At 45.8% G+C, this 15,451-nt stretch carries 14 protein-coding genes; 7 read left to right on the forward strand and 7 right to left on the reverse strand.

All coding sequences use genetic code 11. From position 1 onward, the window contains the following. Nucleotides 1-38: 38 nt before the first annotated feature. Nucleotides 39-1,430 (forward strand): AmpG family muropeptide MFS transporter, encoded by a 1,392-nt coding sequence (locus IX91_RS11905; protein ID WP_004744911.1) that lies wholly within the window; start codon nt 39-41, stop codon nt 1,428-1,430. A 50-nt stretch (nt 1,431-1,480) separates the two neighbouring features. On the opposite strand, the gene IX91_RS11910 is transcribed toward IX91_RS11905, so the two are convergent. Genes IX91_RS11910 through IX91_RS11920 form a run of 3 tightly spaced genes read right to left on the reverse strand, consistent with a single transcriptional unit; the run spans nt 1,481 to nt 3,362 of the window. After that, on the reverse strand, nt 1,481-2,143 hold the full coding sequence (locus tag IX91_RS11910; RefSeq protein WP_004744912.1) for a ChrR family anti-sigma-E factor: 663 nt from the start codon (nt 2,141-2,143) through the stop codon (nt 1,481-1,483). A 1-nt stretch (nt 2,144) separates the two neighbouring features. Beyond that, nucleotides 2,145-2,723, reverse strand: a complete 579-nt coding sequence (locus IX91_RS11915; RefSeq protein WP_004744914.1) for a sigma-70 family RNA polymerase sigma factor — start codon at nt 2,721-2,723, stop codon at nt 2,145-2,147. Nucleotides 2,724-2,780: 57 nt separating this feature from the next. Next, complete coding sequence (locus tag IX91_RS11920; RefSeq protein ID WP_004744915.1) at nt 2,781-3,362, reverse strand: LON peptidase substrate-binding domain-containing protein; 582 nt, start codon at nt 3,360-3,362, stop codon at nt 2,781-2,783. A 344-nt stretch (nt 3,363-3,706) separates the two neighbouring features. On the opposite strand from IX91_RS11920, the gene IX91_RS11925 reads away from it, so the two are divergent. The 4 genes from IX91_RS11925 (at nt 3,707) to csdA (ending at nt 7,286) form a co-directional block, all read left to right on the forward strand. Next, nucleotides 3,707-4,483, forward strand: coding sequence for an outer membrane protein OmpK (locus IX91_RS11925; RefSeq protein ID WP_004744916.1), 777 nt, complete (start codon nt 3,707-3,709; stop codon nt 4,481-4,483). A gap of 105 nt (nt 4,484-4,588) precedes the next feature. Beyond that, entirely contained in the window at nt 4,589-5,476 is an 888-nt protein-coding gene (gene panE, locus IX91_RS11930; RefSeq protein WP_174329857.1) for a 2-dehydropantoate 2-reductase, read from the forward strand. After that, nucleotides 5,476-6,075, forward strand: coding sequence for a DJ-1 family glyoxalase III (locus IX91_RS11935; RefSeq protein ID WP_004744918.1), 600 nt, complete (start codon nt 5,476-5,478; stop codon nt 6,073-6,075). Before panE ends, IX91_RS11935 begins: the two co-directional genes overlap by 1 nt. Further along, nucleotides 6,075-7,286 carry a cysteine desulfurase CsdA gene (gene csdA / locus IX91_RS11940; RefSeq protein WP_004744919.1) on the forward strand — a complete coding sequence of 404 codons (1,212 nt, stop codon included), beginning with the start codon at nt 6,075-6,077 and terminating at the stop codon, nt 7,284-7,286. The genes IX91_RS11935 and csdA overlap by 1 nt, the downstream gene beginning before the upstream one ends. A 194-nt stretch (nt 7,287-7,480) precedes the next feature. Here the strand turns inward: csdA and radA are convergent, their stop codons facing one another. Continuing rightward, the gene (gene radA, locus IX91_RS11945; protein WP_004744920.1) at nt 7,481-8,860 is read right to left on the reverse strand and encodes a DNA repair protein RadA; all 1,380 of its coding nucleotides are present in this window, start codon (nt 8,858-8,860) and stop codon (nt 7,481-7,483) included. A 154-nt stretch (nt 8,861-9,014) separates the two neighbouring features. On the opposite strand from radA, the gene IX91_RS11950 reads away from it, so the two are divergent. Next, the gene (locus IX91_RS11950) at nt 9,015-11,360 is read left to right on the forward strand and encodes a PilZ domain-containing protein (protein WP_004744921.1); all 2,346 of its coding nucleotides are present in this window, start codon (nt 9,015-9,017) and stop codon (nt 11,358-11,360) included. A gap of 34 nt (nt 11,361-11,394) precedes the next feature. Here the strand turns inward: IX91_RS11950 and serB are convergent, their stop codons facing one another. After that, nucleotides 11,395-12,375, reverse strand: a complete 981-nt coding sequence (gene serB / locus IX91_RS11955) for a phosphoserine phosphatase (protein ID WP_004744922.1) — start codon at nt 12,373-12,375, stop codon at nt 11,395-11,397. Nucleotides 12,376-12,479: 104 nt separating this feature from the next. Between serB and IX91_RS11960 the strand changes: the two genes are divergently transcribed. Continuing rightward, a complete protein-coding gene (locus IX91_RS11960) occupies nt 12,480-13,085 on the forward strand; it encodes a YtjB family periplasmic protein (protein ID WP_004744923.1) in 606 nt (201 codons plus the stop codon). A gap of 247 nt (nt 13,086-13,332) precedes the next feature. Here the strand turns inward: IX91_RS11960 and deoD are convergent, their stop codons facing one another. Next, on the reverse strand, nt 13,333-14,052 hold the full coding sequence (gene deoD, locus IX91_RS11965; protein WP_004744924.1) for a purine-nucleoside phosphorylase: 720 nt from the start codon (nt 14,050-14,052) through the stop codon (nt 13,333-13,335). A gap of 89 nt (nt 14,053-14,141) precedes the next feature. Continuing rightward, the gene (locus tag IX91_RS11970) at nt 14,142-15,362 is read right to left on the reverse strand and encodes a phosphopentomutase (protein ID WP_004744925.1); all 1,221 of its coding nucleotides are present in this window, start codon (nt 15,360-15,362) and stop codon (nt 14,142-14,144) included. Between the last annotated feature and the right edge of the window lie 89 nt (nt 15,363-15,451).

The raw sequence follows: 15,451 nt of genomic DNA on the forward strand, positions 1-15,451 counted from the left end.
TCTTCTTGCATACCGGAAACTCAAACAAGGAATAGTGTATGTCTTCTGACTCCCCTTCACTGTCTTGGCGAGAAACAATTCAAAGCTACATGGATAGACGCCTGATGTGGGTGTTCATGCTCGGCTGCTCAAGTGGTTTTCCCTGGGTATTGATTGGTTCGAATATGTCAGGCTGGCTCAAAGATGCCGGGCTGACTCGCGCAGCAATTGGCTACTTTGGTAGTGTTTTCGCTGTCTACGCAATTAACTTTCTCTGGGCACCGCTGGTCGACAGGGTACGTTTGCCACTATTGCACGCAATGCTAGGTCAGCGCCGAAGTTGGATATTCCTCTGTCAGTCAGTGGTTCTCGTTTGCACCTTATTTATTGCGGGTGTCGATCCATCGCAAAACCTGATGCTCACTTCAATGTTAGCTCTGGGGATTGCTATCTCGTCAGCGACGCAAGATATTGCTATCGATGCGTTTCGTATCGATACTTTCCCTAAATCAGAACCTTCAAAACTGCCGCAAGCTTCTGCGATGGCAGTGATTGGTTGGTGGACGGGCTACTCAGTGCCTGGTTACCTTGCCTTTATCAATGCCGATTCCGTCGGTTGGAATGGCGTTTACTACGGTATGGCCGCCATTGTCGCCATTCTGATGGTCTTCACCTTGCTCGTCGGTGAGCCAAAAACCCAGCGTGATTCATTGCAAGCGCAAGCGGAACAACGCCATAGCAAGGTGGTCGGCAATCGAGCCGTTGCATGGCTAACGGTAACCGTGGTGGAACCCTTCTTAGATTTCTTCAAAAGAAATGGCTTCCGCGTCGCACTGACACTACTACTGTTCGTTTTCCTATTTAAGATTGGTGAGGCTTTCCTTGGCCGAATGTCAATTACCTTCTACAAAGAGATTGGCTTTAGTAACGAACAGATCGGTTATTACTCTAAGTTAATCGGCTGGGGACTAACAATCTTGTTCACTCTCGTTGGCAGTATGGTCAATGTGAAGTTTGGTATTGTGCGCGGTCTGATGATCGGCGGCATTGCTATGGCGTCGAGTAATCTGATGTTTGCATGGATCGCTAAGGTTGGACCAAATGAGCAACTGTTCTTAGCCACACTAGTAGTCGATAACTTTACCTCAGCGTTTTCGACGGTCGCCTTTGTCTCTTTCTTAACCGTAGTCACAGGGCAAGCTTTCTCGGCGACTCAGTACGCCCTGCTCGCTTCATTAGGCAATTTTGGTCGAACGACACTTGCTTCATTCTCGGGGGAGTTGGTCGATTACCTCAACGACTGGTCAACCTTCTTTATCTTGACCGCAGTGATGGTGATTCCAAGCCTAATTATGCTCTATTCACTAAGGCATTATTTTTCAGATATGTTGGATAAAGCAAGGGAACGGGACAAACAGGAATTAGAGACGCAAAGCACAGAAAATAGTTGATCAAAAAAGGCTTGGTTCAAAAAACCAAGCCTTTTTCATTCTATCTGCGTTTAAGGATACATACCTTTGCCAAACAGGTTAAACACTCTTGCTACACCTTGGGTAAAGAGCATCGGCTCTGTAAGCACGGTCAAACATAAGCAATCTTCGCCGACGCGGGTGAACGGACTGTGTTTCACTGAACCATCTTTAAGTAAGTAATCACCCACTTCATAGTGGCCATCCTCATCACTAAAACCTCCATGCAGCACTAGTGTTGATTCTAAACCTTTGTGCGTATGCTGAGGGATGGTGACATCTTCTGCGATGTACATCAGATTGATTCGCGCTTGCTCGGAAATATCTATCGAAGCGCTGTAGACCTTACCTCCATAGCTTTTCCACTCGCCTATTTTGTCTCTAAAGCGAGATAACGAAAGAGGAAGCCTAAACGTTTTGTCATTTACTTCGATAAAAGTTGGTAATCGCGGCGGTCTCAGTGGCTCGCTGTTCTGCTCTAAACGTACAATCTGATCAAACATTGAATCCAAATCTAAGTTGGAATCAACGCTTTCACTAACTAGCTCTTCTCCACACTCGGCTTCAAACTGTTGAACTAGCTGCCTACATTTAGGACAACTCTCGATATGAGTGGCAATTGTAAAGGCACTCACATCATCAAGAATGCCTTGAGCGTAAGCCTGCAACATTGATGTTTGTGGATGGAAACTCATACTACTCTGCCTCAATTGAATTGCGTAATTTCTCTACCGCTAATCGCAATCTAGATTTAACGGTGCCTAAAGGTATGTCGAACATATCTGCGACTTGCTGATGGGGGAGTTCCTCAAGATATACGGCTTTGACCACCTTCTTCTGCGCTTCAGGCAGAATATCGAGATACTTAATAATCTGCTGCTTCAAGCGCTCCGTTTCAGGAGAGTAGTGTTCAACCAAATCAGGTGGGCAGTAGTCATTAGGCCAAATATCTTCCGAGTGGATATGCGCTTCTCTCCCCTTCTGTTTGCGCAGGGTATCGAAACAGAGGTTACGAGCAATGGTATAGATCCAAGTAGAAAGCGAGCTTTTACTACCATCAAACAATGCACTTTTTTGCCACACGGTTGCCATCGCTTCTTGCACGATTTCTAAAGCCACCTGTTCATTGCCCATATGCCTATAGGCAAACTGTTTTAAACGTGGGGAGAAATGAGAAAACACTAGAGCAAATGCTTGTTTGTCTTGTTGCTTCACCTTCTCCATACACGACGCCCAGTCATTCTTTTTAAAAGCTTGGGTATCTATGTTGGCCATTTCGATATCCTTAATAACGCCCCTGAACTTATTAATACGTCTGACAAACTATTTGGATCACTGTGTCAGCTCATCTCCTAAGGTTTTTGTAAGAAAACGAACAGCACCTGTGCAATCTTTTTGCCCGACTAAACGATCAAATTGCTGATTGGTCAGAGGGAGTATTTCTAACCAACGTTGACTGACCCAACTGGCATCATCAAAAAACTTTTGCTCGTAGAGATTGCCAATATCAGGGAACTGCTGATAAACGCGATTTAAATAATGACAGATTGGCTCAACCTCTTTATCAACTGAAGAATACTCCCAACTTGGTAGCCATTTTACTCTGGCATATCGCAAACCATCGTATTCAACTCTGACATGCTTGATCTCGAACTTAGTTATACCGGTGACTGAGATCCCGAGTAAACCATCGTCAAGTTGCTCAAAGTCAATCACCTTAACTAGGGTTCCGGTTTTAGACAATTCACTGCCATCAGGCTCATCACGCTTTTCAAACAGACACACACCAAAGGTTCCATCGGCTTTCATCGCTTGAGAAACCAATCTTTTATATCGTGGCTCAAAAATCCTTAAGCGCATTTTCCCTTCTGGCAACACAAAAGAGCTCAAAGGAAAAAGCATAATCTCAGGCATAAATGTAACTCCCCATCTTTTTATTAACAGTTACGTTACAACACACCAACCCGATCATTCACCGAATATGTTGAATACATGATAAGCATAAAAATTTAGGCCAACGTTTGCGTAATCGATACCTATATCACTTTCTGTGCAATGCAATGAAAGTTCCGTTACATTTAAAATTTTAGTCTGTTAATGAGATCCCGATCACCAGATTTATGTTTTTTTACATTGGTTGCACATGGCTTTTGAGATTTTTATCGATATTATTCCCTCCCATAAAGCACAGCTAAGATTGTGCAACCAAGTAAATATCTACTGAATATTTAAATTAACAAACATAGAGAGTTCCCATTATGCGTAAATCACTTTTAGCTCTAGGTGTTGTTGCAGCGGTATCAGCTGTACCAGCACAAGCAGAATACTTATTCGGTTTCGGTGGTATGTATGTTGACTACCAAGCATGGAACCACGGTATCGGTAACGATAAAGACAACTTTGGCGGCGAAATCGAAGATCGTAACCAAGCGGTTATCGGTATTGAAGGTGGTGCGGTATTCGATTGGGGCCAAATCTACGGCTTCTACGATTACGAAGGTGTAGATCGTGCAGGTGATGATCGTGGTGCATCTACTAAAGGTACAATCCACTACAACCTAACTGACTCAGGTATCTCTCTATACGCTCAAGTATACAACACAGATACAGACAAAGGTTTCCACGAGCAAAACCGCGTGTTAGGTCTAGGTTACACAGGCCTTAAAGGCGATGGTTGGGGCTTCACTCCATTCATTGGTGTACACCAAATCAATTCTGGTGATATCAAAGGCAGCAACGGCGGTATGTTTGGCTACGTTGGTTACTACAATACAGATATTGCAGGTCAAAACTTTACCTTCTCTACTTGGAATGAGCTAGAATTTGCACGTAACGATGCGTACTCTACTCTTCAAAGCACAACTGCTGGCTCTAATGAAAGCTCAGAAAGCTGGGGTCTAAACGGTAGCCTAAATGCAATGTGGAATGTCACACAAAACTGGTCAACAGGTATCCTATACCGTTACACAGTTAACAAACTTGCACGTAAAGATTACCAAGATCTTGTAATCTACCGCGTACAATACAACTTCTAATTGTTGATGTATTGACTAAAAATGGCACCTTTGGGTGCCATTTTTATTGCTTTCCCCTTCGCTGACATTATCCTTGGTGCAAAGTTATCTACTTGCGAGCGTTCAGTGAATATTCTTATCCTAGGCCCGGGAGCAATTGGCTCATTGTGGGCATCCAAGTTTCAAGCAGCAGGGCACAATGTTTCTCTCTGGTCGACCTCTATCGAACCAAGACTCACCCTTCAACTTGATCAGCTACCGCCGCAAACCTTTTCTAACCGCGACACTAACAGTATTGAGCAAGCCGACCTGATTCTTATTACGGTAAAAGCGTGGCAAGTTGATGCAGCACTGACCCCACTAATGCCACACATAAGCCCAGAGACCATCCTAGCGCTAATGCATAACGGCATGGGCACAGCAGAAGCCGTAGTGCATAAAATGCCTAACAACCCGTTAGTACTGGCTACAACCACCCACGGCGCGTATAAGCCAAGTAAACAACAAGTTCTGCATACAGGCATAGGTCAAACACAGCTAGGTGGTTTCAATTCACTCGGCAACAAGTGTTCATTTCTGGAGGAAATCTTTACTCATGCACTTCCTGTCACAGCTTGGAATTACAATATTCACCACGCGCTATGGACTAAACTCGCGATAAATTGTGCAATAAACCCTCTCACGGCCATTCATCAAGTCAAAAATGGTCAGCTTGCCGCCCAAGAGCACCTACTTGAAGTGAATGCGCTACTGGATGAAATCTATCCAGTGCTAGCCGCTGAACAGATCCCGCTTTCACGTGAGCAACTGTCGCAAACAGTCAATCACGTTATAGAGGCAACCGCTGCAAATCACTCTTCTATGCAGCAAGATATTTTCCATCGCCGCCCAAGCGAGATAGACTTTATTACTGGATACTTACTTGAGCGTGCGCAGCACCATGGCATCTCGACGCCCAAAAACAGCAAACTGTATCAAGCCATCAAAAACATAGAACAAAGTTGGAATTCATAATGACTAAAAAAGTACTCGTCCCAATCGCGCCCGGTAGTGAAGAAATGGAAGCTATTACCATCATAGATATGATGGTGCGCGCGGGCTATCAAGTTGTTGTGGCTAGCGCTGATTTTGATGGCAACCTCACCATGAAAGCATCACGAGATGTCACTCTTAGTGCTGATTGTAAGCTAGTCGACATTGCTGATGATGAATTTGATGCTGTCATTTTACCGGGTGGCGTTGGCGGCGCTGAGGTATTCCGAGATAGTACCGTTTTGGTCGAGATAGTTCGTCAGCAGATGTACGAAGGCAAGCTGGTCGCCGCAATCTGCGCGGCACCTGCTTTAGTGTTAGCTCATCATGGTCTGTACTCAGAAGCTTTAATGACTTGTCACCCTAGCTTCGAAAGTCATATTGAAAAGAAAAACTGGCGAGTTAAACGCGTCACTTATGATGTAAACCATAATTTGCTGACTAGCCAAGGGCCGGGCACTGCTCTCGAATTTGCGATGGAGATTATCATTAATTTATCTGGCAAAGCTCACGCGTGGACAGTCGCAGAGCCTATGGTCACCATCCCTACCCTGCAATACCATAAACTGGGTGATGAATAATGTTCGACGCCAAGCTTATTGCCGATGAGTTTCCCGCTTTAAAGCAACAAATTAATGACCAGAGACTTGTTTACCTTGATAGCGCCGCGACGAGTCAAAAACCTCAGTGTGTTATCAAAGCGATTTCTGATTACTACAGCCAGCAAAATGCCAATGTCCATCGTGGCAGTCATAGCTTGACCGCCAAAGCGACCAGTGAATTTGAGGCCGCACGCGAAACAGTAGCCAACTTTGTTGGTGCCACATCGGCTAACGAGATTATATGGACTCGCGGTGCGACAGAAGCCCTCAATCTGATTGCTCAGACTTATGCTCGTTCAATACTAAACCCAGATGACGAGATACTGGTCAGTGAAATGGAACATCACGCCAACATAGTACCATGGCAAATTGTTGCTGAGCAGACCGGAGCAAAAGTAGTCAAAGTACCGATGACTCAGGAATGTGAGTTTGACTTTGCCGCGTATCAACAACTGATTACGGATAAAACCAAAATCGTTGCACTCGCCCATATCACCAATGTAACTGGAACAAGACAGCCTATCGAGCAAGTCATTGAACTTGCCCACCAACACCATGCCATTGTGGTTGTTGATGGTGCACAGGGAGTCGTGCATGAGAAAGTTGATGTGCAAAATCTTGGTGCGGATTTCTATGTCTTCTCAGGGCACAAACTCTTTGCTCCTGCGGGGATTGGCGTGCTCTACGGTAAACTTAGCTTACTAGAGTCCATGCCGCCTTGGCATGGTGGCGGGAAGATGGTTGAAAAAGTCTCTTTCAGCGGCACAACCTTCACTGGTGTTCCAGGGAAATTTGAGGCTGGAACGCCAAATGTGGCAGGAGCAATCGCTTTAGCTACTGCGATCAATTGGTATTCATCATTAGATCAGCGTCAAGTTGAGCAACATATCCACCAGCTTGTCGAACGTGCACACCAAAAACTCAGCCAAATCGAAGATGTGCAAATCTTAGGCTTTCAGCAAGGCGCATCGGTTATCTCTTTCGTGATTGACGGTGTACATCATCAAGATGTCGCCACCTTGTTAGATCAGCAAGGTATCGCTGTACGAGCAGGTAATCACTGCGCTCACCCGCTAATGGATGCGTTAGGTATGAAAGGCACTATCCGCGCCTCTTTTGCGGTATACAACACCATGGAAGACGTTGATAGATTAGTGGCTGCGGTTGAGAAAGCAGTGGATATGCTTTAGGCAAGAGCGGGAACGCTTCGCTATGGATGCGGGACTAGGGATTTGGGAACGGACTTCGTCCTACGGAGAGCTGGATAACTCTAGTTTTCAAGCAGGGCGAAGCCCGATCCAGTTATCTCGAAATGAAGTGTCCATAGGGCAACGCCCGTTCCAGCAGCGAAGCGATCCATAGGACGAAGTCCGTTCCCGCCTCCCTATAACTCATCAAATGCTTCAATCGCCTCTGAGAGCTTTTTCACGCCGTGGATCTGCATACCTGGGATACCGCCTTTTGGCATGTTAGCGGCAGGAACTATTGCCTTTTTAAAACCATGCTTGAAGGCTTCGTTTAAACGCTCTTGTCCACTTGGTACAGGGCGAATCTCTCCTGCTAGACCAACTTCTCCAAACACAACTACATCTTTAGGTAGTGGTCTATCTCTAAAGCTTGATAGTAGCGCCATCACTAAGGCTAGGTCAGCACTGGTTTCTGTTACTTTTACCCCACCGACGACATTAACAAATACGTCTTGATCAGCCATTTGCAGACCGCCATGTTTGTGCAGTACGGCAAGCAATAACGACAATCGGTTTTGCTCTAGACCAACCGCGACTCGGCGCGGGTTAGCCAATTGCGAATAATCAACTAAGGCTTGGATCTCTACTAACAATGGGCGCGTACCTTCCCACACCACCATAACCGAGCTGCCGGAAGTTTCTTCCTCGCCGCGCGATAAGAAAATAGCCGAAGGGTTGCTGACCTCTTTGAGTCCTTGGCCAGTCATTGCAAATACGCCCAGTTCATTTACTGCGCCGAAACGGTTTTTATGGCTGCGAAGGGTACGAAAACGGCTGTCTGTACCACCGTCTAGCAACACAGAACAGTCAATAATGTGTTCAAGTACCTTAGGGCCAGCCAAGGTGCCATCTTTAGTTACGTGACCAACAATAAACACCGAGACGTTATTTTGCTTGGCATAACGAGTCAGAGCCGTTGCCGCTTCCCTTACTTGAGCCACACTGCCCGGTGAAGATTGAACGTCTGAGACGTGCATAACCTGAATCGAGTCAATCACCATAATCTTAGGCTGTTCTTTTTCAGCAATTTGACAGATACGATCAACATTGGTTTCTGACAACATCTTCAAATTGTCTTTGGGTAAGCCAAGTCGAGAGGCGCGCATTGCAACCTGCTGAAGAGATTCCTCACCCGTGACATAAAGCGTTGGCATTTGCGATGCCAAGTAGCACATGGTTTGTAGCAAGAGTGTCGATTTACCTGCGCCGGGGTTACCACCGATGAGAATCGCAGCACCGGGAACCACACCTCCGCCTAGCACTCGGTCGAGCTCTTTGAATCCACTCGTAAAACGCGGAACCTCTTGCAGATCAATCTCAGAAAGCGTTTGAACCTTCGCTTCTGTACTTGTCCCTGCATAACCTGCAAGACGCTCGTTGCGCGCTACTGTCGGTGATGCCGCTAAACGAACCTCACTGATGGTATTCCACGCTCCACACGCATTACACTGTCCTTGCCAACGGGGAAAATCTGCGCCGCAGTCATTACAAACGTATGCTCTCTTCGCTTTTGCCATGTAACCTCAGGCCTCTTAAAATATTGTATTTGTGACGCAAACATCGTCTACGCTTGCGTATCTCACCATCTCTACTTGATTCGCAGTAACATATCACTAAAGATCTTTATATCAAGGTCGATATTTTGAGTAAGGGATACTCTAACAAAAAAATATGCAGCAGCCAGAAATACTCTCTCTTGCGGAACGTTTGATTCCTGCTTACAACTCGGAAGATTTCGAATTTCTTCTTGGTCAAATGACTGAGGGAGACCCACCGTCTGTCAAAATCTTAGTTAAGATGGAACTTAACCGAGTTATGGCACCGTGCACTAAACCTATCGACCTCCGCGGACGAGTCAAAGGTGAATGTAGAGAATACGAGCTCGATGGCCTTAAACATTGGCTCGATGACGTTGCATTTAATGCCTACCACAAGAACACGCGCAAGTTTGGTGGTTATACCGAAGGGGTTTGGGAAGCACTTTGCAATACTCATAACAATTTCAGAGTGATGCAAAAACGTGGCAAACCACTAGGAACCGAGATCACCACCGATATCAATGGTATTGATGTCGAAGCGGTAGTAATGGGTTATGACCTGAAACGCAAAGAGAACCGTCTAAAAATCTCTTCCCAGATCGAGATTGAACTGCTGAGCGGACAGATTGTCCATGCCGTGACTGTCGATCTCTCTCCTTCCGGCGCTAAATTTAAAGTACCCTCAGCCTTCAATTACAAACTTGGTGAAGTCATTGACGTTCGTCTGGTTGAACTGAGCAAAACCGTTGAAGTGGAAGGGATACATTCCGTCATTCCTTATCGTATTGTTGGCATCGATGAGTCTTACGAGAACGATGCGGTTAAGTATCTACGGCTACTCAAGCTTGATACCACCAATATTATCGAAGATGTGATTGAGCAACTGCTAAAAAGTGAAGGACAAAAGACTCGCCACGACAATCAAGATAAGATCATTCGTGCTCGTTCACGTGGTTTTGAGCATACCTACTTAAAACACACCTGTAATCTACCGGTGTTCTTTAGCGGTAATGAGTTAAAACTTGCCCTAATGACAGAAAACAACCAGAAGATTTGGCAGTACTGGCATGATGAGCGCAATCAGCAGAGCTTAACTAACTTATTCAACAACCAGCGTATGTCATTGCTCACTACGGAAGGCATGAGAGGAAGCAGTAATGTGATCTACTCCTTCACTCATGAGCATCAAGACAAAACCTTGTTCTTCTCCATGATGATGCCGGAAGCGACACGTGAACTGCGTCAGCTGTTTTGGCACATTGGTGCAAAGAAAGAGAGTTGGAAAGTATTCCGATTGTCGGTGTTTGAACTGTCTGCAGAAGAGAGGCTCGAACTTTCAGAGCATACCAACGAACTTGGGCTTGAAACCTCTTCATTGACTCATTGTGGCATCTTGCAAGAAATCGCTGATGACACCAGTCGCCAAGACTATCTATTGGCAGAGAAACCTCGTTTAGCGAGCAGTGAACTTAACCAATTTAGACATGCCCGAAACCCAGAAAACAATCCGGTATGTATCTATTTCGATGCTCAGTCGCGTCGTAGAGAACCGCGATACCAGTTTAAATCGCCGATAATGCTCTCTGAGCCTGACACAACGACTTATGAAGGCATCAGCATAGATATCTCTAAACATGGCATTAGCGTCGCTCTGGCGGCGCCGTGTAAATTGAAAGCGGGCGAAACTTGTTCAGTCAATTTCAAAGAGCTTCAACTCTATGACAAGAAGCTCCCTCTTGGCGAAGTGCCTTATCGCGTGATTAGAGTGAGCCCCGGAGGGAAGCAGTTGCAACTGGCGATCATTGAAGACAGTCAGATTATGCGCACTATCGCTTTCTTTGGCACTTTGATCGATCATAACCAAGATAAATTGATCGCTAAAAAAGAACTGCTGCCAAGCAATGAGCTACTCGAAGGTCTGCATGATATCTTGCTCGATAAAATGGTCAGCTCGCCACTGTTTATCGAGAAGAAAGGCAATAGCCTGAGACCAAAAGCGATTGGTATTAACTACCCGCTCAAACCTTACTTAACCATTTTGGCCAAACTGGGTGATGAGAAAAACTTCTCTCTTGGGCCAATATACAAAGGCCGCACCAATACGCTGCTCGCTCAACCGATGAAGCGGATTGAAGGTGCTCAGCCTCAATATCACGAGCTCTATCTCACTGCAGTTAAGTTCGGAACACGTATCCAATCGGTTGATTCGAAATTGAGCAGCGACTTCGATAGCCTGAAAGAGCGCATGAACTTTGTCAAAAATGCCCAAGCAATGGGAGAGTTCTACGCGATTAGAATCTGTGGCGCACCCGTGTTTGATCCGATTACTGCCTTGGTACGCAAAGACCTCGACGAGCTAACTCATATCAGTTTGCACCATGCACGCAACCTTGAAAAAGACATCCACAATATTGTTGGTTATGGCGAACTGACTGACATCACCGAAGAAGTGTTAATCCGTTTAGGCTTAACCCAATAAAAAAGCGAGGCATTGGCTGCCTCGCTTTGAATGCTTATGGTTGAGGTTTAAAGCTGACCCGCTTTTGCTTCACTAGCAGTGCAGAAAGAATACACACAATACCACCTAAGCCAGAATAGCGAACGGCACTCTTAGCTTGCTGCTCAACTTTCGGTTTCGCATGATAAGCAATGCCTAAGCCCGCCGCTTCCATCATCACCAAATCATTGGCTCCATCGCCGACAGCAATCGTATTGTGAGACTCAATATCGTATTGCTCTGCCAGCTCTACCAGAATATCCGCTTTCGTTTGCGCTGAGACTACGTCACCAAGCACCTTACCGGTCAGTTTACCTTTAACGATTTCAAGTTGGTTGGACTGAGCATGGTCAAGCGCTAACATCTGCTTGAGGTGGTCTGAGAAATAGGTAAAGCCGCCCGATGCAATCGCCGTTTTCCAGCCATACTGTTTTAGTGTGCCAATCAGCTCGGGTAAATCAGGCATCAGAGGTAACTCGGCGCGCACTTCACTCAAGATTGACTCATCAGCGCCTGCAAGCTTGCCCACACGTTGGCGTAAGCTCTGCTCAAAATCAAGCTCTCCTTGCATCGCACGTTCAGTGACTTCCGCTACTTCTTCACCCACACCCGCGAGTTTAGCGATCTCATCAATACACTCGATTTGAATCGCGGTCGAATCCATATCCAATACGATCAAACCCGGTTTAGACAGGTCTGGCATATCGACCAGTGTTGAGTAATCTAGCTCTAAGCCTTGTAAAATCTCTTCATGCTCAGGCGTTAGTTCGCCAGCCATTAAGGCCACTTCATAACGCCCAACCTTCCAAACGTCGACCACAGCATTGTAGTAACCAACGAAGAAGTCGATGTCTTCAAACTGACTTGGGCAGAGGTACTCACCAAAAACAACCCAACCTGCATTGGCTTTATCAAACTGGGTAGCAAGTCGAGATTCTGGTAGGCGGTTAATGAGGGGGATGTGTTTACGTATAGAGAGAGTCTTTAACGTGTCCATGTCTACTATTCCTAAAAAGTCTCTCAACACGTTAACCTATTGCAATTTGGGTGCGCAAGTCTCAATATGCTCTAAAATATAATTAAGCTCTATTTAGGTGAAAAATGGACTCATCTCTGTTTTCTTTTCGTACTGCGATGAAAGTACTCGCGATTATCTCTTTGATTGCTATGGTGGCAACCATTGGGATTAACAGCGTCAAAATTACGAAGGGGAACGAAGAGATTCAGGCTAACCAACTAGAGACGCTGACCAATATTCTGATCTCACAGGCATCACTTTCGGCTAGTGATATGATCATCAATCAAGACCAAGAACGCTTACTCAAACTATCGAATCAACTGGCAAAAGATGAGCTGGTAATCGATGCCACCATCTATGACTCTGAAGGGGTGAAACTGGCCGCCAGTCAGGAAGCAAAATCCGTACGAGAGATGCTTGGTCTAGACACCCCGCTACAAACCGCACGCATCGGCAAGCAACAATTGGTGGAACCTGTTCTACACGATGGGTCAGTAATAGGCTTTGTCCGAGTTACCTTTGAAACCGGTAAACTTACCGCCTTCTCCGATCACTATTACCGAAAGAGTGACCGATACATGTACACCATGGTTGGCCTGAGTTTTATCGCAGGTTTACTGCTTACTCTGATTGTTCGCCGTAAGCCGAACAAGCGAAAAGGTGAGAATCTGTTGCTTAAGGATATGTAGAGATTTTTAGAACGCTTCGCTCCTAGATGCGGGAACGGACTTCGTCCTACAGATAACTGGATAAAATAAACAGGGTTGACGTGAATGCGTCAACCCTGTTTATTTAGAAACGATTCGCTATGGATGCGGGAACCAAAAACTCTCGAAGGGCGAAGCCCTATCTCAATTCTCGGAACGCAGTGTTCTCGAAGGGCGAAGCCCGATCCCGTTTTCCCGAGCGAAGCGATCTCAAGGACGTAGTCCGCCCCTACTCCGCATCACCTAAAAGAACAGAGTCTAGAGCAACGATCATCATATCGTTGAACGTTGTTTGGCGCTCATCAGATGTAGTTTGCTCGCCTGTCTTAATATGGTCAGACACAGTACAGATGGTTAGCGCTTTTGCACCGTACTCAGCACATACGCCGTAGATGCCTGCCGCTTCCATTTCAACACCTACGATGCCGTATTTGTCCATTACGTCGAACATCTCTGGATCTGGCGTGTAGAACAGCTCTGCCGAGAATAGGTTACCGACTTTCACTTCAATGCCGCGTGCTTTTGCTGCATCTTCTGCTGCGCGAACCATTTTGTAGTCAGCGATAGCCGCAAAGTCATGACCTTTGAAACGAATACGGTTCACTTTCGAATCGGTACATGCGCCCATGCCGATGACTACGTCACGCACTTTGATATCTTCACTTACCGCACCACAGCTACCGACACGAATGATCTTCTTCACACCGAAGTCTTTGATTAGCTCAGTGGCGTAAATAGAACATGATGGGATACCCATACCATGACCCATTACCGATACTTTGCGGCCTTTGTAAGTGCCCGTGAAACCGTACATATTGCGTACATCACATACCTGTACAACTTCTTCCAAGAAGGTTTCTGCAATGTATTTTGCGCGTAGCGGGTCACCCGGCATGAGTACAACGTCTGCAAATGCACCCATTTCTGCGTTGATATGTGGAGTTGCCATGATTCAATTTCCTTTTATTAATCGGATATTAGTGAGAATGGACAAAATAATAGAGGGCTAAGCCCTCTATCTAATTTAGTCGATTTTGATTACAAGAAGTTTTTGCCATAATCCATTGGTGAAGTACCAAAGTAGCTAGCCAAAGTTTGGCCAATATCAGCAAAGGATTCACGAAGACCTAACGAGCCTGCAGGCACCTTCTGACCGTAAACAATCACTGGAATATGCTCACGAGTGTGGTCAGTACCTGGCCAAGTAGGATCACAGCCATGGTCAGCAGTTAGGATCAGTACATCGTCCTCTTCCATCATCTCCATGACTTCGTGGATACGGCCATCAAAGTACTCTAGCGCCGCTGCATAACCCGCAACGTCACGGCGGTGACCATAAGCAGAATCGAAGTCAACAAAGTTGGTGAATACGATAGTGTTGTCACCCGCTTCTTTGATTGCCTCTTTTGTTGCTTCAAATAGAGCAGGAATACCTGTTGCTTTGGTCTTCTTAGTAATACCGCAGCCAGCGTAAATATCAGAGATCTTACCAATCGAGTGAACTTCACCGCCCTTCTCATCAACTAGCTTCTGAAGAATCGTTGCTGAAGGTGGTTCAACAGATAGATCACGACGGTTACCGGTACGCTCAAATTGACCTTTACCTGGACCAACAAACGGACGAGCGATAACGCGACCGATGTTGTAATCTTCAAGTTCTTCACGCGCGATTTGACAAAGCTCGAGTAGACGATCAAGACCAAACGTCTCTTCGTGACAAGCAATTTGGAATACAGAGTCAGCAGAAGTGTAAAAGATTGGCTGGCCAGTCTTCATATGCTCTTCACCCAAATCATCAAGAACTTGAGTACCCGATGCGTGACAGTTACCTAGGAAACCGTCAAGACCTGCACGCTCAAGGATGCGGTCAGTTAGCTCTTTAGGGAAACTGTTCTCTTTGTCAGTGAAGTAGCCCCAATCAAACAGTACAGGTACACCTGCAATCTCCCAGTGGCCTGATGGCGTATCTTTACCAGAAGAAAGCTCAGCCGCGTGGCCATAAGCACCGATGATTTCCGCGTCTGCATCAAGACCTGGTGCAAAGCTACCTGTCGACTCTTTGTGTGCCATTGCTAGGCCAAGCTTAGATAAGTTCGGTAGTTTTAGTGCGCCGCTACGATCAGCGTTATCCGCTAAGCCTTTATCACACTGTTCAGCAATATGACCTAGGGTATCTGAACCAACGTCACCAAAGTCTTTCGCATCAGCTGTCGCACCGATACCAAATGAGTCTAAGACTAAAATAAATGCTCTTTTCATTGCTCTCTTCCTTTGATTGGTCAAGAACAACAGCTCAATCGACCAATCTAATAATAATAGTAATTCAACTCAAAATAGTTGGACTTGCA

This window comes from Vibrio tubiashii ATCC 19109 (genome assembly GCF_000772105.1).
GTDB lineage: Bacteria > Pseudomonadota > Gammaproteobacteria > Enterobacterales > Vibrionaceae > Vibrio > Vibrio tubiashii.